Genomic DNA, 23,408 nt, shown 5'->3' on the forward strand with positions numbered 1-23,408 from the left:
TCCTGCGGCCGTGTAGGTCCACTGCTGGTTCGCGCCGGACCAGCAGTCGTAGATCTGCACCTGCGTGCCGTTCGTCGTCGACTGGTTCGGCACGTCCAAGCACCGGTTCGAAGCCGCCGAACGCAACGCGCCCGTCGTCGAACCGCCGCCGTCGTCCCTCGGGCCGGCGGCGGCCATGATCCGGGACGCCTCGGCCGGAGGCGAGCCGGCGTTGAACGTGGTGTTGTTCCTGACGGTGTTGCCGCGCTGGCCGTCCACGAGCCCGGTGATCGCCGAGTTGGTGGTGAAGTTACCGGTCAGCGTGATGTTCCCGGTGAGGTTGCCGCTCTGGTTGTTGGCGTGCGCCCACTGTCCCGCGGTGTTGCGGAAGACGTTCCCGGTGGCGGAGAAGTACCGCGAGCCCTCGTCGAAGTACAGGCCGAGCTGGCCGCTGTTCTCGCAGAAGTTCCCCGAGATGGTGCTGCTCGGGTGGGCCGAGAGCGAGTAGATGCAGCCCGCGTCCCACAGCGTCCTCACGACGTTGCGAACGTGGTTGCCGGTGACGTGCACTTCCCGCAGGGTCGTGGGCGTCTGGTAGATCGGCTGGTAGTCGTACAGGCCGCGGTTGAGGTACTCGGGGCTGCCGCCGGGGTCGTTGGCGCCCCAGCCGAAGCCGACGTTGATGCCGCTGTAGGGCATGTCGGAGACGTAGTTGTGGGAGATGGTCAGGCGCGTGGCGTAGGTGCCGAGGATCGCGGCGTGGTCGAGGTATTCGAGCGCCGTGGCGTACACGCTGTTGTCGCTGATGAGGATGTCGCTGTTGAGCATTCGCGCGTCGGACGGGTGGTGGGCGTCGGGCCGGACGCCGCCGACCACGATGCCGCCGCCGGCGCTGGAGGTGAACTCGTTCCCGGTGACCTTGACGTTCTTGGCGCCCAGGCCCACACCGGTGGCGTGCGCGTTCGCGTCGTTGCCGATGCCGAGCCCGACGGAGCCGAGGTTCACGAACCTGTTGTCAGAGAAGGTGATCCCGTCGGCGGCCGAGACCTGCACCGCGGCGGGCATCTGCGCCCAGCCGTTGCGCGCGGCCTCGAAGCCCTTGCAGCCGGAGCGGCAGGAGGTGAACGCGTCGGCGGGCCGGTGCTGCTGCACACCGGTGATGAACGTGCCGGTCTGCTGGTTGGCGTACCCGTTGTTCGAGCCCGGCTCGGTCCAGGTGGTGCCGGTGAAGGTGAGCCCGGAGAACACGAGCCCGCGCACGGGCTGGTCGTACGTGCCGCCGACTTCGAAGAGGGTCTTCAGGCGCGGCAGCTCCACTTTGGCGTTCGCCATGTTCTGGCCCGAGAGCGGCTTGTAGTAGAGCCGTCCGGCGGCGGTGTCGAGGTACCACTCGCCGCCCTGGTCGAGGAAGCGCTTGGAGTTGAGCAGGAAGAACTGCGGGTTGCGGAACGGGCTCTGGATCGTGTCGTACCCGTAGGTGTTGTTGTTCCAGGCGGGCTGCTGCATGGTCACCGTGCGGCCGCTGATGCCCTGCACGGGGGCGAACCGGTTGGTGAACGACAGCATGGCCTGGAGTTCGATGCGCTGCTTGTCGGGCAGGCCGGCCAGGTAGTCGAAGTTGCCGTTGTTGAGGGTGAACCCGCTCGCGTTGAGCGTCATGTCGCCGGGCGCGATGCCGGTGCGGGCCCGCTGGGCGAGCACGCCGTCGACGTAGAGCTGCCGGGTGTCGAACCCGGTGCCCACGTCGGCGCGGTAGATCCCGGTGGCGGCGTCGTCGAGGACCCAGCCGGTGACGGGCTGCGCGCCGGTGACGACCGGGGCGGCCCCGTCGGCGGCCTTCCAGGTCACGGTGTGCCCGTTGCGGCCGTTGTCGGTCGCGTTGAACCGCAGCGGGCTGGTGAGCCGGTAGGTGCCGGCGAGAAGGGTGACGGTGACGTCGCCGTCGCCCGCCGCGGCGGACTGCCTGGCCCGCCGCTGGGCCTCGGTCAGGGTCTTGAGCGGCTGGGTCGAGCTGCCCGGGTTGCTGTCGTTGCCGTTGGGTGAGACGTGGTAGGTGTAGGCGGTCTGCGCTTGTGCCGGGGAAGCGCCGAGGGCCGCGAGGGCCCCGGCGACGGCGAGAAGCAGGGTCGCAGCGAGTGCGGTGAGCTTCTTCCTGGGGGAACACAACAATGGGGGTGAGTGCCGCATGGGTCGTGCCTTTCCTTCATTGGCGAGGCGGTCGGTCAGGTGGCGGGTGCGCGCCGCGAGGCGGGTGGCGCCTCGGTCTCCTCCAGTCCGCGGCGGGCAGGGGATCGGTCGGTCGTGTCGCGTTGCGCGCGAAGGGTGGTCGCGAGCAGTTGCAGTCCGGCGCGGGCGGGCCGTACGCCCGGCCCGGCCGGGTCCGCCGGGCCGGGCTCGCGGCCCAGTCCGGCGATGGCCCCGGTGTGGACGGTGAGTCCCAGGCCGGGGGTGTCGCCGAGGACGAACGCGCCGTCCTCGATGTCGAGGTCGGCGGTGACGCCGACGGGCGGGCGCAGGTCCTGCAGCTCGCTGACGAGGTGGTTGGGGACGGACGTGGCGGCGTGGAGCAGCCCCACCGGGACGTTCCCGATCGGGCTCACCGGCAGGTCGAACGCGTGGGCGAGCGCGGCGACCCGCAGGAAGTGCGTGACGCCGCCGACGGCGGCGGTCTGGACGACGTCGACCGCGCCCGCCTGCAGGAGCGGGCGGAACTGCTCGATCCCGGTGAGATTCTCGCCGGTCGCCACGGCCGCGCGCACGCCCCGCTGCACGACCCCCAGACCCTCGGCGTCCCAGCGCCGCACCGGTTCCTCGATCCAAATCAGATCCATAGTGGACTCGATCTCGCGCACGTGGCGCACGGCCTGCTTGCGCGACCACGTCTCGTTCGCGTCGAGCATGAGCCCCGGCCGCGCGGTGCCCGCCTCGACGAGCACGTCCCGCACGATGCCGAGCCGGCGCCGGTCGGCCTCCACGTCGAGACCGCCTTTGAGCTTGGCGGCCCGCAGTCCGCGTTCGGCGTAGACGCGGTAGGCCGCGGCCAGGTCCTCGTCGCCGAGGCCGATGTCGAGCCCGGACGCGTACGCGGGCACGATCCGGTCCCGGCCGCCGAGGAACCGCCACAGCGGCTCGTCCGCGGCCTGCGCCTTGAGGTCCCACAGGGCCGTGTCGAGCGCGCCGATGGTCGCGAACACCGTTCCCGCGTGCCCGGCCTTGAAGGCGTGCCGCAGCATCCGGTCGTACAGCGCGGTGACGGCGCGCGGGTCCTCGCCTTCGATCGCCCCGAAGACGTGCTCGATCCCGGCGTGCGAGCCGATGCCGACGCCGGTGAAGCCCTCGTCGGTGTCCACCAGGACGAGCGGGACGGAGGTGACGCCGTCGGCGAAGACGCCGTTGGCGTCGCCGACGGGCCGCGCCCATTCCTGGATCGTCGTCAGCGTGCGGTAACCGGTGATCCGCATGTCATCCCTTCGTGGAGCCGGCCGTCACGCCGGTGGCGATCTGGCGCTGGAAGCAGAGGTAGAGCACGAGCACCGGCAGGGCCGCGATGAGCACGCCCCCGGCGAACGTGGGGATGTCCGCGGAGTACTGGCCGCGCAGCGAGGTCACCCCGACCATGAGCGTGCGGTGCTCGGCCGAGGGCATGAGCAGCAGCGCGATGAGAACGTCGTTCCAGCAGAACAGGGCGTTGAGGATGCCCACCGACAAGAGCGCCGGGCGCCCCAGCGGCAGCATGATCCGCCCGTACACCCCGTACGCGGAGTTCCCGTCGATCCGCGCCGCGTCGACGATCTCGGCCGGGATGCCGCTGTAGTAGCTGGTCATGAGGAACACCGTGAACGGCAGGAACTGCGCGGTGTACGCGAGGATCAGCCCCGGATAGGTGTCGACGAGCCCGGCCTGGCCCATGGTCCGCGCGAGCGGGACCATGATGACCTGGAACGGGATGAACAGCGCCGCCAGGCACGCCAGGTACAGCGCCCGCGAGCCGCGGAACCGCAACTGGCTCAAGGCGAACCCAGCCATCGACCCGAAGAGCAGCAGCAGCGCGACCGCGCCGCCGACGACGATGAGCGAATTGGCGAGGTACCGGCCCATGTCGGCGCTGGCCCACGCGGTCGCGAACGCGTCCCAGCGCAGGCCCTCGGCGGGGGCGAAGCGGTCGAGCACGTACTCGTGCCGGGTCTTCATGGCCACGTTGGCGGTGAACACGAGCGGGTAGACGGTGGCGATCGCCAAGGCGGCCATGGGGATCGCGGCGAGCCAGCGGCCGGCGCGGAGGGCGTTCATCAGTCCTCCCTCCCGGCGCGGCGCAGGACCGCGATCTGGGCGAGGCCGACCACGAGCATCACGCAGAAGAGGACGGTGGACGCCGCGGAGGCGAGGGCGGGGCGGCCCATCTGGCCCTGCTGGAACCAGATGTAGTACTCGGGCAGGTAGGTCGAGCCCTCCGGGCCGCCGCCGGTCATCACATAGAGCAGGCCGAACATCGAGGTGAGCATGCCGATCATCGTGGTGACGACGACGAACTGGATGGTGCGCGAGAGCCCGGGCACGATCACGTGCCGCACCACGCGCGGCAGCGACGCGCCGTCGACGCGCGCCGCGTCGATGAGCGAGGCGTCCAGGGTCGCGAACCCGGCGAGGAACACCACGAGCGCCATGCCGAAGGTCGCCCAGATGTGCACGCCCACAACGGCGTACATCGCGATGTCGGGGTCGCCGAGCCAGTCGACCGGCCCGAGGCCGACCGTGCCGAGGAGCGCGTTGGCGGGTCCGTCGAAGGCGAGCAGGAGGTTGAAGATCGCGCCGATGATGACGGGGGAGAGGACGGCGGGGAAGAAGTAGACGCTCCGGTACACGCGGTGCCCGGGCACGCGCAGGTAGATGAAGGTGGCGAGGAGCCCCGGGATCGCCACGGCCACCGGCAGGAGCAGCACGAGCAGCCCCACGTTCTTCATGGACGCGAGGAACAGCGGGTCCTCGAACAGCGCCGCGTAGTTGTCCAGGCCGACGGCCTGCCCGTTGCGGTCGCCGTCGCCGGTGAAGGAGAAGTTCACGCCGAGTCCCAAGGGGTACAGGCGGAACACGGCGATGATGAGCGCCGCGGGGGCGACGAGGACGTACGGCGCGAGCCGCTCCGCCCGGGACCGGCCCGCGGCGCCGCGCCCGGATCTCGCGCGGCGCCGCGGGGTTACGGGGCCGGTCCGGAGTGCAGTCCGGACCGGCGAGTCGGTGGTGGCGGTCGGCATCTAGCCCGCCTGGTCGCTCTCGGCGAGCTGGGCCAGCGCGTCGTCAACGGTGACCGATCCGCTCAGGAGCTGCTGCGAGAGCCGCCCCATGAGCTCCAAGGTCTCGGCCGAGAGCGCCACGTGCAGCGCGGGCTTGCCGGTCTGCAGCTGGTCGACGATGGCCGCGGTGGCGGGACCGGAGCTGGAGGCGTCGATCGTGGTGTCGGCGGCGATGGCGCCGGCGTCGGCGTAGAACGCCTCGAGCGCGGCGGTCGAGGACAGGGAGCGGACGAGGTCGGCGGCGAGCTCGGGGTCCTCGGTCCATTCGGCGACGCCGTAGCCGATGCCGCCGTCGTAGGGCAGGCTCGGGTCGGCCACGGGGTTCGCGAGCGGGGCGGGCATGACGCCGACGTTCTCGGGGCCGATGAACTCGGCGAAGTCCTTCCAGTGGCCCACATCGGACATGAGCCCGATCACGTGCGCGGCGTCCCCTGCGTCGAAGATCGCGAACTCGTCGTTGAACATCGCGGTGGAGTTGACGCCGTCGTTGTTGAGCCCGGCCTGCTCGGCCTCGACCCACATCTCGAAGACGCGCTTGACGTCGGGGGAGGTCCAGTCGCGGTCGCCGGCGATCCACGCGTCGTATTCCTCGGGGCTCAGCACGCCCGGTCCCATCCCGGAGAGGAAGAACTGGATGCCGATGCCCTCCTTGTTGCCCAGGGCGAAGCAGTTCGCGCCGGTGGCCTCCTCGATCTGCGCGCAGTCGGCGAGGAAGTCGTCCCAGGTGGCGGCGGGGGCCTCGGGGTCGAGCCCGGCCTCGGTGTAGAGCGCCTTGTTGTAGTAGATCGGGTGGCCCTGCAGGGTCACGGGGGCGGCGTAGACGTGGCCGTCGGCGGAGAACGCCTCCCAGCCGGCGAGGCGGTCCATGTCCTCGGCGAGGTAGTCCTCGAGTGGGAGCAGCGCGTCGGTGCGCTCGCGCAGCTGCCCGCCGCCGTTGAACAGCATGACGTCGGGGCCCTCGCCGGACTGGATGGCCGTGCCGAGCAGGTTGTAGTACTGGTCGAACGGCTGGGCCACGAACTCGACCTCGACGTCCGGGTGCTTCGCGGCGAAGTCGGCCTTCGCCGCCTCTACATAGGAGGTCGCGGTCGCGTCGCCGGATTTCCAGTCCCAGACCACCAGGGTGCCGCCGTCGCCTCCCGATCCGGAGTCCGGTCCGGCGGCGCTGCCGCATCCGTACAGCGCGAGGGGCGCTATAAGGGCGGTCGACCACAGTGCTCGTCGCTTCATTGCAAGATCACTCTCTGTAGGGGTGCCGGAGGGATCCGGCTCACAGGATCGCGGTAAACATAACTTGTATGACGTCTTACGTCAATGGAGTGATGCCGTATACTTGCCCGCGACCCCTGACGGAGGACCGATGGCACTGCACCGCCCGATCACCGAAGAGCCCGCCCCGCCCGCATGGTCGCGGCGGCCCGCCAACCTGGCCAAGGCCGTCACCGAGGAGCTGGTGCGGCGCGTGGTGCGCGGCGACTACCCGCCCGGGTCGACCCTGCCCGCCGAGCACGCCCTCTGCGCCGCGTTCTCGGTGAGCCGCACCGTGGTCCGCGAGGCCGTGAAGGTCCTTCAGGAGAAGGGCCTGGTCCAGATCCGGCAGGGCTCCGGCACCGCCGTGCTGCCTTCGACCTCCTGGAACCTGCTCGACGAAGCGGTGCTCGCCGAGACCATCGAGGACGACGCGACCCTCGGCATCCTGGACGACCTCGTCGTCACCCGCCGCCTCCTCGAGTCCGACATGGCGCAGGTCGCGGCCCGTGCCGCCGACGAAGCGGCCGTCGCCCGCATGCGCGACCTGGTCGACCGCATGGACGCGCTCGTGGACGACCCCGCGTCCTACCACGAGCACGACCGGGCCTTCCACGACACGGTCATGCGCGCCTCCGGCAACCGCATCGCGCGCGCCGTCGTCCGCTCGCTCGAAAGCCAGGTCATCAACACCGCCAGCTACATGGGAAAGACCGAGCGAGCCCTGTGCGAGGCCTCGAACCAGGGTCACCGCCGAATCTTGGAGCGCATCGCGGCCCGCGACCCCGAGGGCGCGGCCGAGGCGATGTTCGCCCACATCACGGACGCGTGGCTGGTGCGCCGCGGAGAGCAGGGCGACCCGGACCGCCTGGCGCGCTGAACCGCCGCCCAGTGGTCGGATGTCTTGCGCCGCAACCGGTGGACATACTCCGGCAAACTTCTCCACCGCCTCGGGTATTGACCGCATACATCCAATCTATATAGACTCACATCGATATTCAAGGCACCGTACGGCCTGATCCCCGCCCGGCTTGGGAGCGATCTCAACCAGCGTCCGGCCGCAACCTCCGCAACGGACCTCTCATGCGATGCCGCCCCACAGGTCTCCGACGAGCCTGACCACAAGGAGTTCCCTCGATGTCGAGAATCAGATCCGTTCTCGCGTGCCTCGCGGCCGCGATCGTCATGGCGATGGCCGGAGGCGCGACCGCGCAAGCCGCCGGGACGCCTGAGCAGTCCACAGCGGACTTCACCGCCGCCGCCAGCACCGGCTGCGGCAAGGCCCCCACCCTCACCAGCGGCACCCACACCATCCAGAGCAGCGGCATCAACCGCAGCTTCATCCTCAAGATCCCCGCCGGCTACGACCGCAACAAGCCCCACAAGCTCATCTTCGGCAACCACTGGTGGGGTGGCACCGCCCAGCAGGTCGCCGGCGGCGGCTCCGACGGCGCCGTCTACGCCCACTACGGTCTCGACGCCCTCTCGGGCGGCTCCGCGATCTTCGTCGCCCCGCAGGGCCTCGACAACGCGTGGGCCAACCCGAACGGCCGGGACATCGTCTTCTTCGATGACATGATCCGCCGCATCGAAGCCGACCTCTGCGTCGACGAGTCGCAGCGGTTCTCCCTGGGCTTCAGCTACGGCGGGGCCATCAGTTACGCGCTGGCGTGCGCCCGCCCGACCGTGTTCCGCGCGGTGATCGCGATCGCCGTGCCGGGGCCGGTCAGCGGTTGCAGCGGCGGCACCGGCGCCGTGGCCTACTTCGGCATCCAGGGCGTCACCGACAGCATGCCGAACGCCCGCGCGATGCGCGACCGCTTCGTGGCGAACAACGGCTGCGCGGCGCTGAGCCCGCGCGAGCCGGCCTCGGGCAGCGGCACCCACATCACCACCAACTACTCGTGCCGCGCCGGCTACCCGGTCCGGTGGGCGGCGTTCGACGGCGGCCACCAGCAGGGTCCGGTGGACGGCTGCACGGGCTGCGAGAGCGGCGCCCGCAGCTGGGTCAAGAACGAGGTCTGGAACTTCATCAGCCAGTTCTCCTCGACCCCGCCGGCCGAGACCGACCAGGTCCGCAACACCGCGGCGAACCGCTGCCTCGACGTCGCGGCCCAGTCGCAGTCGAACGGCGCGCTCGCCCAGCTGTGGGACTGCCACACCGGCTCCAACCAGCAGTGGACGCGCACCGCGTCGAAGCAGCTGAGCGTCTACGGCGGCAAGTGCCTCGACGCGGAGGGCGCGGGCACGGCCCCCGGCACCCGGGTCATCATCTGGGACTGCCACACCGGCGCGAACCAGCAGTGGAACGTGAACGCCGACGGCACGGTCACGGGCGTCCAGTCGGGGCTGTGCCTGGGCACGGTCAACAACGGCACCGCGAACGGCACGGGCGTGGTCCTGGCCAGCTGCAACGGCTCCTCGAGCCAGAAATGGTCCTTCGTCTGATCCGACAGTGAGCGCATCACATGAATGAACGGGCCTCCCGCGAGGGAGGCCCGTTCCTTTGCGCCGCAGCCGCTACGCGGTGAACTGCCACCAGTTCACGTTGAAGAGGTAACCGCCGCCGCCGGTGAACTTCAGGTACAGGTCCCGCGTCCCCGTCGCGCCCGTCACCGGGCAGGAGACGTTCGACCAGTTCTGCCACCCGCCGGTCCCCGAGACCGTGCAGCGGCCCGCGAGCGGGCCGTTCGGCCCGTCGAGCCGCAGTTCGATCGCGCCGCCGCCGGTCGCCGAGGCGACCCGCGCGGTGAACGACTTGGCGCCCGCGCCGAAGCCCGCGCCCTTGACCTTGATGGAGTCCCCGTTCTCGATCCACCCGACGTTCATGCCGCCCTCGCTGGAGCGCTCGGTCTCCACCCCGGTCGCCCACGCGATGGTCTCGGCCTCTTGGCGCGCATAAGGGTTGAGGGTCCCGACCTGCGGCGCTCCGGCCGTGGTCATGTTGATGGTCGGGAAGGTCCCGTCGGCGTTGTAGGTGAACTTCTCGACGGCCACCGACCTCGTGAAGCCGCCGCCGCCCGGCAGCGCGCCGTTGTGGTAGAAGAAGTACGACCCTCCCTTGTAGTCGATGACCCCGGGGTGGTTGGTGAAGCTGGAGCCCTGCGTCGGCATGATCGTGCCCCGGTACGTCCACGGCCCGGTCGGTCCGGGGGCCGTCGAGTACGCGATGAACTCCGAGCAGCACTTGGCGGCGAACACCATGTAGTACAGGTTGTTGCGCTTGTACACCCACGGCCCCTCCTCGTAGAGGGTGGGCCGGTCGGTGCTGTTCGGCCGCGTCCCGAAGCCCTGCGTGGTGAGCGGGATGCGGTTGATCCCGCCCGAGTAGGAGATCATGTCCGCGTTGAGCTTCACGTACCAGAGGTTCGGGTTGCCCCAGTACAGGTAGGCCTGCCCGTCGGTGTCGATGAAGACCGTGGGGTCGATCTCGCCGTTCTGGACCAGCGGGTGTCCGAGCGCGTCCCGGAACGGCCCGGTGGGGCTGTCTCCGACGGCCACGCCGATGGCGGGCCGGCCGGTGGCGTCGTTGATGACGGGGACGTACCAGTAGAACTTGCCGTTGCGCTCGACGGCCTGGCCCGCCCATGCGTCCTGCCGGGCCCAGGAGAAGGTGTCGAGGTTCAGCGGCGAGCCGTGGTCGGTCCAGTTGACCATGTCGTCGGTGGACCAGACCCGCCACTCCTTCATGGTGAACCAGGTCGAGCCGTCCTCGTCGTGGCCGGTGTAGAGGTAGAGCCGGCCGTTGTGGACCAGGGGCGAGGGGTCGGCGGTGTAGATGGTCTGGATGATCGGGTTGTCGGCCTGTGCCGGGTCGGGCGACGGATCGGCGGTCGCGCTGAGCGAGGCCGCCGCGAACGCGGCTACGAGCGCCGCGGCGATCCTGCGCCGACGCGGGATGCGGGTCGTCATGGGGAACCTTTCCGGCGCTCACGCGCCTCAGGAGTCGTGCGATCGTCCTCGAAACTTTCGATGAATCCATCGAAATCTCGGAAACTAGAGCTCAGGGTATCCATAGTGTCCAGATATGTAAATAACTCGATGCCTACGGTCATCTGATCTTTTCCTTCGCAGGCCTTGGCACGGTCGATCCGCGCGGCTATCGTGATCCTTCACAATTCCCCGGAATCGAACACCACTCAGGAGCGCCATGTCCACTCACCCCGACTACGCTGGCTACCTCTACGTGCACTTCAAGCGCGAGTCCGCCGACGGCGAGCAGATCCACTTCGCCCTCAGCGACGGCAACGACCCCCTGCACTTCGACGACCTCAACGGCGGCGCGCCGGTCCTGTACTCGACCCTGGGCGACCGCGGCGTCCGCGACCCGCACATCGTCCGCTCCCCGGAAGGCGACCGGTTCTTCATGGTCGCGACCGACCTCCGCGTATTCGAGCGCACCGACTGGGACGAGATGCAGCGCTGGGGCAGCCGCTCGATCATGGTGTGGGAGTCGCGGGACCTCGTCGACTGGGGCGAGGGCCGCCTCATCGAGGTCGCGCCGCCCGAGGCCGGCAACACCTGGGCGCCCGAGTCCGTGTGGGACCCCGAGCAGGAGGCCTACCTCGTCCACTGGTCCTCGACCGTCTACGCCGACGCCGCTCACGAAGGCGAGAGCTACAACCGCATCATGTACGCCCTCACCCGCGACTTCCGGGAGTTCTCGGAGGCGCGCACGTGGATCGACCGCGGCTGGCAGACGATCGACGCCACCGTCATCGACCACGACGGCCGCTACTACCGCTTCCTCAAGGACGAGCGCGCCCGCGGCGGCCTTGCCCCGCAAGGCAAGTCGGTGTTCTCCGAGGCCGCCGCCTCGCTCACGGCCGCCGAGTGGGCGCCGCTGGCCGAGGGTATCGGCCTCGGGGCGGTCAAGCAGGGCGAAGGCCCCCTCGTCTACAAGTCGAACACCGAGGACAAGTGGTACCTCTGGATCGACGAGTTCACCCCCGAGCGGCGGTACGTGCCCTTCGAGACCGACGACCTCGCGGGCGGGCAGTGGACCTCCGCCGCCGACTTCCGGCTGCCGCCGGACCCGTGCCACGGCGTCGTCCTCCCGGTGACCGCCGAGGAGTACGAGCGCCTCGCGAAGGCCTGGGCGTGATCCGGGCTTTGAAAGTTCCGGTCGTTTCTTGACCCGGCCGAGTCTCGGACCGGTCTGGAGAAGGCTTGCCTGGCGCCCGGCCGAACGCCGTCGAACCGCCGAATCGGCGCGAAAGGCGGGCCTTCCGGTAAGACGGTCCGAGACTGACAGCATTCCCGGCACTGCCTGCAGGAAGGCGCTCTCACGCCGTCCCCTTTGTCGCGGTTTCCGAGTGTTCTCCGAGGTCACGCAGCGTATTTCTCAAGCCACCGGGGGAGATTTATTGACATCACTGCTCGTGGTACGTAAGCTCTGGAAGTTATCGGAAATAGCCCCGAAAGTTTCGATCGTTACGGCAGTGCAACCTCGCCCGCCCGAAGAGAAGCTCGGGGCGAAGTCTTGGGCCATCTCAAGGAGGAGAGACATGTCGAGTGTGTTCGGGCGGACGCCCAGTGGAGCCACCCGTCGCAGGGTCATCGGATTCTCGCTCGCCGCGGGCGGTGCGGCCGCCCTCGCGGCCTGCAGCGACGACGGCGGCACCGAGATCGACGTCGAAGCGCAGTCCAAGGGCGCGATGGAGAACTTCGCGGCCGACATGCAGTTCACGGCCACCGAGCCGTTCACCCTGTCAGTGCTGTGGACCGACTGGCCGGACCTTCCCATCACCGATCAGTGGCAGTTCTTCAAGGAGGTCGAGAAGCGCACCAACGTCAAGATGGAGGTCACGAACATCCCGTTCAGTGACGCCACCGAGAAGCGCAGCCTCCTCATCAGCGCCGGCGACGCGCCCACGGTCATCCCGCTGGTCTACACCGGCGACGAGAGCTCGTTCGTCTCCTCCGGCGCGATCCTGCCGATGAGCGACTACGTCGAGCACATGCCCAACTTCCAGAAGTACGTGGAGGAGTGGGACCTGGGCGACATGGTCAACAACCTCAAGCAGGCCGACGGCAAGTACTACATGCTGCCGGGCCTCCAGGAGGTCTCGGTCCCCGTCTTCACCGTCGTCATCCGCAAGGACGTCTTCGAAGAGGTCGGCGCGGGCGTGCCCCAGACCTGGGACGAGATGCGCGCGGCGCTGGTCAAGATCAAGGAGAAGTACCCCGACTCCAAGCCGCTCGCAGACGGCTTCGAGGGCGCGTCGATGCTGAACTACGCCTCCCACGCCTGGGGCGCGCGGGCCGGCTGGGGCTTCGGCAACGGCATGGTGGACGACGGCTCGGGCAAGCTCGAGTACACCGCCGTGACCGAGGGCTACAAGCAGATGGTCGAGTTCTTCCGCGGCCTCGTCGAGGACGGCCTCCTCGACACCGACTCGATGACCGCGGCGAACGACGGCAGCGGCGGCGGCAGCGTGACCGAGAAGGTCGCGGGCAACCTCGTGTTCGCGGCGTCCGGCTCGCCCGGCACCGCGATCGAGTTCCAGCAGGCCCTCAACGAGACGGTCGGCGAAGGCAACCACGAGGTCGTCGTGATCCCCCCGCCGGGCGGCCCGGCCGGCCAGATCGTGGAACCGCGCAACTTCTGGAACGGCTTCATGCTGAACGCCGAGATCGCCGACTCCGAGAACTTCGTCGCGATCCTGCAGTTCCTCGACTGGCTGTACTACAACCAGGAGGCCCGCGAGCTCATCCGCTGGGGCGTGCTCGACGAGACCTACACCAAGGACGCCTCCGGCAAGATCACCCTCAAGCCGGAGTTCTCCCTCAACGCCTACAACATCAACCCCGGTGCGCCCACGGACATCCAGCGCGACCTCGGCTGGTCGAACGCCGTGTTCGCCGACTCGTCCGAGTCGCGGGCGCTGAAGGAGTCCTACAACTCGCCCACCTTCGTCGAGTATGTCGAAGCCGTGCTTTCGAGCCGTACCCCCCGCGACCCGAACCCGCCGGCCCCGCTGGACGAGGCCGAGCTGGAGTCGTCCTCGCTGATGGCGACCCCGCTCAAGGACACTGTGGACACCAACACGCTGAAGTTCATCCTCGGCGAGCGCGACATCGCCGAGTGGGACGACTACGTGGGAGAACTCGAGGCCCAGGGCCTGCAGCAGTACGTCGACCTCATCAACACCGCTCGCGAACGCTTCGAGGAGGAGAACTCCTAGTCCGCCGCCGGGGGCGGGGAGGCTGGTGAACACGGCTCCGCCGCATTCACGAATCAGCCGCTCTGCCCCCGCCTCGGACGGGAGGGCGCATCTATGTCCCTCACACAAGACGAGCAGTCCCCGCGGGCCGAGGCGCGCGGGGCCATCGCCGACGCCGCGCCCGCGCGGCCGCGCGGGGCGCAGCCGAAGGCGCGGCCCCGCAAGCGGAAGCAGACCTGGCGCGAGGCCTTCAAGCGCGACTGGCAGCTGTACTCGCTGGCCGTCGTGCCGCTGATCTTCTTCATCATCTTCAAGTACGGCCCGATGCTGGGGAACGTCATCGCGTTCCGCAGGTTCCGCCCCGGCGGGAGCGTCTTCGGCGACGAGTGGGTCGGCCTGCGCTACATCGAGATGTTCATCAACGACCCGTCGTTCTGGCACGTCTTCACGAACACGGTCGTCCTGGGCGCCTTGACGATGATCGTCTGCTTCCCGCTGCCGATCGTGCTGGCGCTCATGCTGAACGAGGTGCGTCAGCAGTACTTCAAGAAGTTCGTGCAGTCGGTCTCGTACCTGCCGCACTTCCTGTCGATCGTCATCATCGTCGGCATGCTGATGCAGCTCCTGTCGCTGGAGGGCACGGTGAACCAGATCATCCGCGCCTTCGGCGGCGAGGAGGTGCCGTTCCTGCAGCGCGCCGAGTGGTTCCGCTTCATCTACGTGGGATCCGAAGTGTGGCAGACGGTCGGCTGGGGGACCATCCTCTACCTGGCGGCCCTGACCTCGATCGACGACTCCCTCTACGAGGCGGCGAAGATCGACGGCGCGGGCCGGTGGCGCCAGACCTGGCACGTCACGCTGCCGGGCATCCGCCCCACTATGGTGACGCTCCTGATCCTCAACATCGGGATGTTCATCAACGTGGGCTTCGAGAAGGTCTTCCTGCTGTACAACCCGTTGACGTACGAGACGGCCGACGTCATCTCGACGTACCTGTACCGGGTCGGCCTCGTGTCGAACAATCTCAGTTATGCGACGGCGATCGGCCTGTTCCAGGCCCTGATCGGCCTTGTGATGGTGCTTTCCGCGAACCTCATCTCGCGGCGGACGACGGGGACGAGCCTGTGGTGACCGATGTACGCACGACCGACCTCGCGATGGTGAAGCCGCGGGGGACCGCCCGGACGAGGGGCGAGCGCGTCTTCGGCGCCGTCAACGCGACCCTGCTCGTGCTGCTGTGCGTGGGGATGCTGTACCCGTTCATCACGGTGCTCGCCCAGTCGTTCAGCTCCTCCGGGGCCATCAAGGCCGGCCAGGTGAACTTCCTGCCGGTCGGGTTCAACCTGGACACGTACGCGGCCGTCATGTCGAACGACATGTTCTGGCGCAACTACGGCAACACGGTGCTGTACACCGTGGTCGGCACGGCGATCGCCATGACGCTGACCACGACGTACGCGTTCGTGCTGTCGAAGCCGCACCTCAAGGGCCGCAAGGTGCTCATCGGCATCGCCGTGTTCACGATGTTCTTCAACGGCGGCCTCGTCCCGAACTACGTGCTCATCTCGGCGCTCGAAATGAAGAACACCATGTGGGCGATCGTGCTCCCGGGCGCGATCTCGGTGTTCAACCTGCTGGTGATGAAGGCGTTCTTCGAGAACCTCCCGAAGGAGCTCGAGGAGGCCGCGCAGATCGACGGTCTCGGCTGGTACGGCATCTTCGGCCGGATCGTGCTGCCGCTGTCGAAGGCCGTCATCGCCACGATGGTGCTGTTCTACTCGGTCGCGTTCTGGAACGACTGGTTCGCCGCGTTCCTGTACCTCGACAAGAGCGAGCTGTTCCCGATCACGCTGTTCCTGCGCAACCTCATCGCGGGCGCGTCGACCACGGCCTCCGAAGGGGCCGCGGCCGCGGGCAGCACGACCGCGCAGGTCTCGGCGAACATCCAGGCGGTGACGATGATCCTCACCGTCATCCCGATCCTGACGATCTACCCCTTCGTCCAGCGGTACTTCGTCTCGGGCGTCATGCTTGGATCGGTCAAGGGCTAATGCGCGCAAGGGAAGGGGCGACAGCATGAGCATGCGGCAGCACGCGGGGGAGATCGGTCCGGGAGTGCTCTCCCGGTTCACCGCCGCCGTCTACCGGTACCTGGTCCTCGGGGTGTTCCTCGCGGTCGCGGGGGTGCCGACGCTGCTGGTGTGGATGCTGCTCGCCCCTGCTCCCGGCAATGTCGCGTGGTTCGTGGCGGCGCTCCTGCCGGCCGCGCCCGCGCTCTCGGCGGCGCTGTACGCGCACCGCGCCTGGGAGAAGGAGCCGGACCTGAGCCCGGCGCGGCCGCTGTTCCGCGGCCTGCGGATGAACCTGCGCGACACCCTCGCCTGGTGGGTGCCGGTGCTGGCGGTCGCGACGGTGCTCGCGGTGAACGTGCTCTTCGCGGAGCAGGTCGCCGGGGGCGCGCTGCTGCGGCCGGTGTGCGCGGTCCTCTTGGCGGTGCTCGCCGTGTGGGCCGGGCACCTGCTCGTGGTGTCCTCGTTCTTCTCGTTCCGGTTCCGGGACGTGCTGCGGGTGGCGGCCGCGGAGTTCTTCCTCTCCTGGAAGGCCTCGCTCGGCATGCTCCTGCTGATCGCCGTGGCCGTCGGGGTCGTGGCCCTCGCCTCCGAGGCCGTGCTGCTCCTGGTCGCCTGGGCGTTCGCCCTGATGCTGTGGGTGCTCGTGCGGCCGGTCGTCGCCGACGTCACCAAGCGGTTCACCGTCCAGGACTGACCCGCTGCGCGCCTGAGGGCCTCAGCCGCGCGGCTCCTGGACGAGCTCGAGGAAGTGCGCGGCGGGGGAGTCGGGCCGGTCGAGCCCCGACGCCACCGCCGAGACCGTCCACTCCGGAGGGTCATCGGCCATCGGCAGCGCCCGCAGCCCGTTCGCCTGCGGCTTCGCGGCCACATGCCGCGGCACCACCGCGATACCGAGCCCGCGGCACACGAGGTCGAGCAGCGTGTGGACGTCGTTCACCGAGCACCTGACGCGCCGGTGCACGCCGCGCGCGGCGAACGCGTCGTCGTTCAAGGTCCGCATCCCCCACGACGGCCCGAAGTCGATGAACGCCTCGTCCGCCAGCGCCTCCCACCGCACCGAGGCCTTCGAGGCGAGCGGATGGTCGTGGGGCAGCAGCGCGAGCAGCGGCTGGCGGCCGATCTCCAGGCGCGGCAGGCCGCTCAGATGCCGGTCGGTGGCGACGAACGCGACGTCCAGCTCCCCGCCCCGCAGGAGTCCCAGCAGGTCGTGCGAGCCCGACTGCACGAAGTGGGTCTCGACGCGCGGGTGCCGCCGGTGGAACCGGTCGAGCAGGGACCCGATGTCGACCAGGCCCAGGCACTGCTCGGAGCCGATGCGCAGCGACCCGGAGAGGTCGCGGCTGGCCTTGACGACCGCGTCGCGCGCGCCCGCGGCCTGCTCGAGCATCGCCCTGGCGAACGGCAGCAGCGCGAACCCGGCCTCGGTGGGCTCGACCCGCCGGGTGGTCCGGATGAACAGGCTCGTGCCCAGCTCCTCCTCGAGCCCCCTGATGGCGGCCGAGAGTCCGGACTGGGAGATGCCGGTGAGTTCGGCGGCGCGAGTGAAGTGCCTCTCATCCGCCAGCGCTACCAGGTACTCCATCTGCCGCAGATCCATGAATGATTTCCCGTGCTTCTCAATGCCATGATCGGCAGTTGTTGGACTTCTAGATTAGCGGTACCTAGCATGGTCGGCACGGCCCCATCCGGGCCTCGTGTTGACCGCTCCGGCGAGGAGAGACCGATGAAGACCTTCACCATGCCCGGCACCGACATCACCGCACCGAACGTGGTGCTCGGCCTGATGCGCATCCAGGAGAAGACCGACGAGGAGGTGCGCACCCTCCTCAAGACCGCGACCGACGCGGGGATCACCTTCCTGGACCACGCCGACCTCTACGGCAACGGCCGCCACGGCTGCGAGCGACGCTTCGCCGAGGCCATGAAGCTGACGCCCGCCGAGCGCGAGCGCCTGATCATCCAGACCAAGACCGGCATCATGCACCCCGGCCCGTACTTCGACTTCTCGTACGAGCACATCGTCGAGTCCGTCGACGAGTCGCTCGAGGCGCTGGACACCGACTACATCGACATCCTCCTGCTGCACCGCCCGGACGCGCTGGTCGAGCCCGAGGAGGTCGCCCGCGCCTTCGACGACCTGCAGGCCGCCGGCAAGGTCCGCGCCTTCGGCGTCTCGAACCACACCGCCCGCCAGCTCGACCTGCTGCGCAAGTACGTGGACCAGCCGATCGTGGCCAACCAGGTGCAGCTGTCGATCACGCACGCGCCCTTGATCGCCCAGGGCATCGCCGCGAACATGCAGGCCCTGGACCAGTCGGTGTCGCGTGACGACGGCATCGTCGACTACTGCCGCCTGCACGACATCACCCTCCAGGCGTGGTCGCCGTTCCAGGCGGGCTTCTTCACCGGCCCGTTCCTCGGCTCCGAGCGCTACCCCGAGCTGAACGAGGTGATCGACCGCCTCGCCGCCAAGTACGACGTGCCGCCGATCGCGATCGCGGTCGCCTGGATCACCCGCCACCCGGCGCAGATGCAGGTCGTCATCGGCACGACCAACCCCGAGCGCGTGGCGGCCTCCGCCCAGGGCTCGGACGTCCCGCTGACGCGCCCGGAGTGGTACGAGCTGCTGAGCGCCGCCGGGTACACCGTCCCGTAAGCAGCCGTCCACTATAGATTTGCGCTCCGTTTGTAGACTGGGCGGGTTTCCGGTGGCCCGCCCAGGACAAGGACGCCAATGACCCCACCAGTGCCCGGCCCGAGGGCGCTCGTCACCTACATGCAGACCGGCAGCCGCGAGGCCCGCATCGCCTACCGCGAGCTCCCCGACAAGGAGCGCGCGTCCTACCGCATCCTGGTGCGCCGCGTCTTCGACACCGCACTCGCACGGCACCTCGGCAAGCACCCGGACAAGGCGCGGGTGCGCGAACTCATCGAGCGGACCGGCGATCGCCACCCCCAGTACGCCGGCGGCGTCAGGCGCGTCGTTCGCTCCACTGTGGATGGTACTCCGGTGGACGGCATGAGCCCCCGGCAGGTACTCACCGCCCAGCACCTCGTCATCCGCGAGATCGCCAAACTCCACTCCGACTTCCGCGACCAGGCCGACGAGATCGTCGACCCCGGCAGCGAGTTCACCGGCCGCGAACCCCACGGCGTCGCCTCGGTGACCCTCGAACTCGACGGCACCATGCTCGACCTCCAGCTGCTGCGCGGCGCCGAACGCATGGGCGGCAAGACCCTCGGCGTGTGCATCGTCCGCGCCTGGGTCGACGCCGAGCAGCGGCGCTGGCGCAGCGCGAAGGAGATCGGCCGCCACGACCTCTTCCCGGAGATCGGCTCGGGCAAGGGCAGCGGGGACTCGTACCGCTACGAGGCGTATTCGACGAGCCGCCTCTGCCGCGCCACCGTGGACCGGTACGGGCGGCTGCGCGGTGTCACGTTCATGCGCAACGCCCTCTTCGAGGACGACGGCCGCATCGGCCTCGCCGCCCAGCTCCGCGAAGCGGTCAGGAAAGCCCAGGCGGGCCTGAAGGACAAGGACCGCGCGGGCCTCGAAGCGTCAGTCTGACCCGATGGCTTCCGCGACCTCGTCGAGGCGGGCCTCCCGCGAGGCCTTGACCAGGACGATGTCGCCGGGTTCGAGCCGGGCGCGAAGCCACTCGATCGCGGCCGCGTTGTCCGCCAGCGCGATCCCGCGCTCGCCCGCCCCGTCCGTCACCGGCCTCGCGGCCCCGACCGCGATCACGATGTCCGCCTTAGCGGCCGCGTACCGTCCGATCGCGAGGTGCTCGGCCTCGCTCGCGTCCCCGAGCTCGGCCATGTCGCCGAGGACGGCGATGCGGTGCCCGCCTTCGATCGCGGCGAGCGCGTCCAGGGCCGCGCGGGCCGAGTCCGGATTCGCGTTGTAGGAGTCGTTGAGCAGCGTGATGCCGCCGGGCAGCTCCCGCAGCTCCATGCGCCACTTCGACAGCGAGGCCCCCGCGAGCGCTGCGGCGGCCTGCTCGAGCGGTACCCCTGCGGCGAGCCCCGCCGCGGCGGCGGCCGCAGCGTTGAGCGCCTGGTGCGCACCCACGAACGGCAGCGCGACCCGCGTCTCAATGCCCCTGGCGTGCAAGGTGAACGAAGGCCGGCTGCGCCGGTCCAACATCAAGTTCGCCACCCGCACATCGGCGTGCGGAGCCGAACCGAAGGTGATGACCGGCCCGTCGGTGTGCGTCCGCATCGCGGCCACGGCGGGATCGTCGGCGTTGAGGACGGCCGTGCCGCCGGGCCGCAGGCCCCGCACCAGCTCGCCCTTCGCCTCGGCGATCGCCTCGCGCGTCCCGAAATAGCTGAGATGCGCCTGCCCGACGTTGAGGACCACCCCGATGTCGGGCGGCGCCAGCGCGGCGAGCGCCGCGATGTCGCCGACGCGCCGCGCCCCCATCTCCAAAGCGAGGCAACGAGTCCCGGGGTCGGCGCGCAGGATCGTGACCGGCACGCCGAGCTCGTTGTTCATCGACCCGGCCGTGGCGACCGTCGGCGACGCGCTCGACAGCACCGCCCCCACCAGGTCCTTGGTGCTCGTCTTCCCCTGTGAACCGGTCACGCCGACCACGGTCAGCCCGCCCCGCAACCGCGCGGCGGCCTTGGCGGCGAGCGCCTGCAGCGCGGCCCGCGCGTCCGCGACGACGACCGTGGGCAGCGTCGTCGGCCGCGAGCCCAGCACCGCCACCGCGCCGGCCTTCCCGGCCTGCTCCGCGAAGTCGTGCCCGTCGACCCGCTCGCCGTCGAACGCGACGAACAGCCCGCCCGGCTCGGCGAGGCGGCCGTCGAGCACCGCCGGGGCGGTCACCATGACATCGGGATCGCCCGCGACCGCGCCGTCCGCGAGGGCGGCGATCTCCTTGAGACTGAATGGGATCATGCGCCCATCCAATGACCCGCGTGGTTGCGGGGGCGTATGCGCTTTTCCATACGCCCCCGATAAGCGCCTATCGCGCGCGTATCGAAAACGCCATACGCCCCGGTAACGCCCGGCCCCGTTGACTGTGCGCATGACCAACAGGGAACCGGTCGGCATCGCCGTCTACGGATGCGGCGAGGACGAGGCCGCGCTGTTCCGCGCGCTCGCGCCGCGCTTCGGCGTCGCGCCCCGCATCACCGACGCCGCGCCGACTGAGGCGAACGCCGGCCTCGCGGCGGGCTGCCGCTGCGTGAGCATCGGCCACCAGACCCGCGTCACCGGCGCCGCCCTCCGGGCGCTGAGCCGAGCCGGCGTCGCCTACATCTCGACCAGGAGCATCGGCTACAACCACATCAGCGTCCAGTACGCCCGCAGCCTCGGCATCGAGGTCGGCAACGTCGCCTACTCGCCCGACAGCGTCGCCGACTACACGCTCATGCTCATGCTGATGTCCCTGCGGCACGCCAAGTCCACGGTCCTCCGCGCCGACGTGCACGACTACCGCCTCCACGAGACGCGCGGGAGGGAACTGCGCGACCTCACCGTGGGCGTGGTCGGCACCGGCCGCATCGGATCGGCGGTCATCGACCGGCTGCGCGGCTTCGGCTGCCGCATCCTCGCGCACGACAACGGCCCCAAGGCGGCCGCCGAGTATGCGCCCCTCGACGACCTGCTGCGCCGCAGCGACATCGTCACCCTCCACACCCCGCTCAACGCGGGCACGCACCACTTCCTGGGCCGCGGGCGCCTCGCGCTCATGAAACCCGGCGCCGTCGTCGTCAACACCGGCCGCGGCGCGCTCATCGACACCGAAGCCCTGGTCTCGGCCCTGGAGAGCGGCAGGCTCGGCGGCGCGGCCCTCGACGTGGTCGAAGGCGAGGAAGGCGTCTTCTACGCCGACCGCCGCGACCGGCCCGTCGGGAGCAAGCCGCTGCTGCGCCTCCAGCAAATGCCCCATGTGCTCATCAGCCCGCACACCGCCTACTACACGGACCACGCGCTCGGCGACATCGTCGAGCAGTCCATTGTGAACTGCCTGAACTTCGAGAAGGGAAACCAGCATGGCTAAACTGCAGGTCGGCGTCGTCTTCGGCGGCCGCTCCGAGGAGCACGCCGTCGCCGTCAAATCCGCCCGCGAAGTCGCCGACAGCCTGGACCGCGACCGGTACGAGCCGCACTTCATCGGCATCACCGAACACGGCGAATGGCGGCTCTGCGACGGACCCGAACCCGGCTGGGAGCACGGCCTGCCCGCGATCCTCTCGCCCGACCGCGGCACCCGCGGCCTCCTCGTCTTCGAAGGCGGCCGACACAAGACGATCCCGCTCGACGCGGTCCTGCCCGTGCTCCACGGCAAGCAGGGCGAAGACGGCGCCATCCAGGGCCTCCTCGAACTCTCCGGCATCCCGTACGCCGGCTGCGATGTGCAGAGCTCTGCGCTGTGCATGGACAAGACCCTCGCCTACCTCGTCGTGCGCGACGCCGGCATCGCCGTGCCCGGCTTCCGGACCGTCGGCCCCGACGAGAAGACCGACGCCGAGACCCTGCCCTACCCCGTCTTCGTCAAACCCGCCCGCTCCGGCTCCTCGTTCGGCGTCACCAAGGTCGACCACCCCGACCACCTCGAGGAGGCCATGGCGACCGCCAGGCGGTACGACGCGAAAGTCCTCATCGAAGCGGCCGTCGAGGGCGAGGAGATCGGCTGCGCCGTCCTCGGCAACGGCACCGCGCTCTACGCCGGCGAGGTCGACCGCGTCGCGCTCTCCCACGGCTTCTTCAGGATCCACCAGGAGGACGCGCCGGAGACCGGGTCCGAGAACGCCACCTTCATCGTGCCCGCCGACATCCCCGCGGCCTCGCGCGCACTCGTCCAGGAGACCGCGAAGGCGATCTACCGCGCCCTCGGATGCCGGGGCCTCGCAAGGGTCGACCTGTTCCTCAAAGGAGACGGCACCGTCGTCCTGAACGAGGTGAACACCATGCCCGGGTTGACCTCTTACAGCCGCTACCCGAGAATGATGGCGGCGTCGGGGCTGCCGCTCGCCGAGGTGATCGACCGGCTGGTCGCGCTGGCGCTGGAGGGAACGGCCGTTGCGGGATGACTTCGCGTACGTCGACGAACTGGTGCCCGGCGCGCGCTGGGACGCGCGGTACGCCGGACCGGACAACTTCACCGGCGCGCCCGTCGAGGGGTACCTGACCGACCGCATCGTGGGGACCCGCGCGCTCTGCGCGGCCCTGCGCGAGGCGCAAGGAAAAGCGGAGGCGATGGGCCTCGGCCTGCTGCTGTGGGACGCGTACCGGCCGCAGCGCGCCGTGGACCGGTTCCTGCAGTGGGCGGCGCTCCCCGAGGACGGGCGCACGAAGGCCCGCCACTACCCGAACATCGACCGCACTGAAATGGTCGCGAAGCGGTACGTGGCCCCGAAATCCGGCCACAGCCGGGGGAGCACCGTCGACCTCACCCTCTGCCGCCTCGACACCGGCGAACCCGTCCCGATGGGCGGCCACCACGACCTGATGGACCCGCTCTCCCACCACGGCGCCGCCGGCCCCACCCGCGAGGAGACCGCGAACCGCGGACTCCTGCGCTCCATCATGGAGGACTGCGGTTTCGCGCCCTACCAATGGGAGTGGTGGCACTACACGCTCAAGAACGAGCCCTTCCCGGACACGTACTTCGACTTCCCGATCACCTGAAGGAGGA

The 23,408-nt window shown here is 69.6% G+C and carries 20 protein-coding genes; 12 read left to right on the forward strand and 8 right to left on the reverse strand.

Going from position 1 to position 23,408, the window contains the following annotated elements:
• From J5V16_RS02925 to J5V16_RS02945, 5 genes are all read right to left on the reverse strand, one after another.
• On the reverse strand, positions 1-2,166 hold a 2,166-nt coding region (locus J5V16_RS02925), incomplete at its 3' end, for an RICIN domain-containing protein (RefSeq protein WP_208494512.1).
• A 35-nt stretch (positions 2,167-2,201) separates the two neighbouring features.
• A complete protein-coding gene (locus J5V16_RS02930) occupies positions 2,202-3,440 on the reverse strand; it encodes a mandelate racemase/muconate lactonizing enzyme family protein (RefSeq protein ID WP_208494513.1) in 1,239 nt (412 codons plus the stop codon).
• A 1-nt stretch (position 3,441) separates the two neighbouring features.
• On the reverse strand, positions 3,442-4,269 hold the full coding sequence (locus tag J5V16_RS02935; protein WP_208494514.1) for a carbohydrate ABC transporter permease: 828 nt from the start codon (positions 4,267-4,269) through the stop codon (positions 3,442-3,444).
• A complete protein-coding gene (locus J5V16_RS02940) occupies positions 4,269-5,231 on the reverse strand; it encodes a carbohydrate ABC transporter permease (RefSeq protein WP_208494515.1) in 963 nt (320 codons plus the stop codon). Before J5V16_RS02940 ends, J5V16_RS02935 begins: the two co-directional genes overlap by 1 nt.
• On the reverse strand, positions 5,232-6,500 hold the full coding sequence (locus J5V16_RS02945; protein WP_208494516.1) for an ABC transporter substrate-binding protein: 1,269 nt from the start codon (positions 6,498-6,500) through the stop codon (positions 5,232-5,234). It abuts the gene before it with no gap.
• A 130-nt stretch (positions 6,501-6,630) separates the two neighbouring features.
• Between J5V16_RS02945 and J5V16_RS02950 the strand changes: the two genes are divergently transcribed.
• Together J5V16_RS02950 and J5V16_RS02955 are read left to right on the forward strand one after the other, a co-directional pair.
• Positions 6,631-7,398, forward strand: coding sequence for a FadR/GntR family transcriptional regulator (locus tag J5V16_RS02950; RefSeq protein ID WP_208494517.1), 768 nt, complete (start codon positions 6,631-6,633; stop codon positions 7,396-7,398).
• Positions 7,399-7,655: 257 nt separating this feature from the next.
• On the forward strand, positions 7,656-8,966 hold the full coding sequence (locus J5V16_RS02955) for a ricin-type beta-trefoil lectin domain protein (RefSeq protein WP_208494518.1): 1,311 nt from the start codon (positions 7,656-7,658) through the stop codon (positions 8,964-8,966).
• A gap of 72 nt (positions 8,967-9,038) precedes the next feature.
• On the opposite strand, the gene J5V16_RS02960 is transcribed toward J5V16_RS02955, so the two are convergent.
• A complete protein-coding gene (locus J5V16_RS02960; RefSeq protein WP_208494519.1) occupies positions 9,039-10,430 on the reverse strand; it encodes a glycoside hydrolase family 43 protein in 1,392 nt (463 codons plus the stop codon).
• Between the two features lie 238 nt (positions 10,431-10,668).
• Between J5V16_RS02960 and J5V16_RS02965 the strand changes: the two genes are divergently transcribed.
• From J5V16_RS02965 to J5V16_RS02985, 5 genes are all read left to right on the forward strand, one after another.
• Positions 10,669-11,622 carry a glycoside hydrolase family 43 protein gene (locus J5V16_RS02965; RefSeq protein ID WP_208494520.1) on the forward strand — a complete coding sequence of 318 codons (954 nt, stop codon included), beginning with the start codon at positions 10,669-10,671 and terminating at the stop codon, positions 11,620-11,622.
• A gap of 403 nt (positions 11,623-12,025) precedes the next feature.
• Positions 12,026-13,705 carry an ABC transporter substrate-binding protein gene (locus tag J5V16_RS02970; RefSeq protein WP_208494521.1) on the forward strand — a complete coding sequence of 560 codons (1,680 nt, stop codon included), beginning with the start codon at positions 12,026-12,028 and terminating at the stop codon, positions 13,703-13,705.
• A 93-nt stretch (positions 13,706-13,798) separates the two neighbouring features.
• On the forward strand, positions 13,799-14,815 hold the full coding sequence (locus J5V16_RS02975; RefSeq protein ID WP_208494522.1) for an ABC transporter permease: 1,017 nt from the start codon (positions 13,799-13,801) through the stop codon (positions 14,813-14,815).
• A 26-nt stretch (positions 14,816-14,841) separates the two neighbouring features.
• Positions 14,842-15,735, forward strand: coding sequence for a carbohydrate ABC transporter permease (locus J5V16_RS24145; protein WP_408612371.1), 894 nt, complete (start codon positions 14,842-14,844; stop codon positions 15,733-15,735).
• Positions 15,736-15,760: 25 nt separating this feature from the next.
• The gene (locus J5V16_RS02985; protein WP_208494524.1) at positions 15,761-16,450 is read left to right on the forward strand and encodes a hypothetical protein; all 690 of its coding nucleotides are present in this window, start codon (positions 15,761-15,763) and stop codon (positions 16,448-16,450) included.
• A 21-nt stretch (positions 16,451-16,471) separates the two neighbouring features.
• Here J5V16_RS02985 and J5V16_RS02990 read toward each other — a convergent pair whose 3' ends face one another.
• Positions 16,472-17,353: a LysR family transcriptional regulator gene (locus J5V16_RS02990; protein ID WP_208494525.1), complete on the reverse strand. Its 882-nt coding sequence runs from the start codon at positions 17,351-17,353 to the stop codon at positions 16,472-16,474.
• Between the two features lie 126 nt (positions 17,354-17,479).
• Here J5V16_RS02990 and J5V16_RS02995 point away from each other — a divergent pair, with 126 nt between their 5' ends.
• Together J5V16_RS02995 and J5V16_RS03000 are read left to right on the forward strand one after the other, a co-directional pair.
• Positions 17,480-18,412, forward strand: a complete 933-nt coding sequence (locus J5V16_RS02995) for an aldo/keto reductase (RefSeq protein ID WP_208494526.1) — start codon at positions 17,480-17,482, stop codon at positions 18,410-18,412.
• A 78-nt stretch (positions 18,413-18,490) separates the two neighbouring features.
• Positions 18,491-19,324: a hypothetical protein gene (locus J5V16_RS03000; RefSeq protein WP_208494527.1), complete on the forward strand. Its 834-nt coding sequence runs from the start codon at positions 18,491-18,493 to the stop codon at positions 19,322-19,324.
• Here the strand turns inward: J5V16_RS03000 and J5V16_RS03005 are convergent.
• Positions 19,316-20,662: a UDP-N-acetylmuramoyl-tripeptide--D-alanyl-D-alanine ligase gene (locus J5V16_RS03005; RefSeq protein WP_243900716.1), complete on the reverse strand. Its 1,347-nt coding sequence runs from the start codon at positions 20,660-20,662 to the stop codon at positions 19,316-19,318. The genes J5V16_RS03000 and J5V16_RS03005 overlap by 9 nt on opposite strands.
• A 130-nt stretch (positions 20,663-20,792) precedes the next feature.
• Between J5V16_RS03005 and J5V16_RS03010 the strand changes: the two genes are divergently transcribed.
• The 3 genes from J5V16_RS03010 to vanX are packed head-to-tail and all read left to right on the forward strand — an operon-like array spanning position 20,793 to position 23,401.
• Positions 20,793-21,770, forward strand: coding sequence for a D-isomer specific 2-hydroxyacid dehydrogenase family protein (locus J5V16_RS03010; protein ID WP_208494529.1), 978 nt, complete (start codon positions 20,793-20,795; stop codon positions 21,768-21,770).
• Positions 21,763-22,803 carry a D-alanine--(R)-lactate ligase gene (gene vanA / locus J5V16_RS03015; RefSeq protein WP_208494530.1) on the forward strand — a complete coding sequence of 347 codons (1,041 nt, stop codon included), beginning with the start codon at positions 21,763-21,765 and terminating at the stop codon, positions 22,801-22,803. Before J5V16_RS03010 ends, vanA begins: the two co-directional genes overlap by 8 nt.
• On the forward strand, positions 22,793-23,401 hold the full coding sequence (gene vanX, locus J5V16_RS03020) for a D-Ala-D-Ala dipeptidase VanX (protein WP_208494531.1): 609 nt from the start codon (positions 22,793-22,795) through the stop codon (positions 23,399-23,401). The genes vanA and vanX overlap by 11 nt, the downstream gene beginning before the upstream one ends.
• The last annotated feature ends 7 nt before the right edge of the window (positions 23,402-23,408 follow it).

This window comes from Glycomyces niveus (assembly GCF_017592475.1).
Taxonomy (GTDB): Bacteria; Actinomycetota; Actinomycetes; order Mycobacteriales; family Micromonosporaceae; genus Glycomyces; species Glycomyces niveus.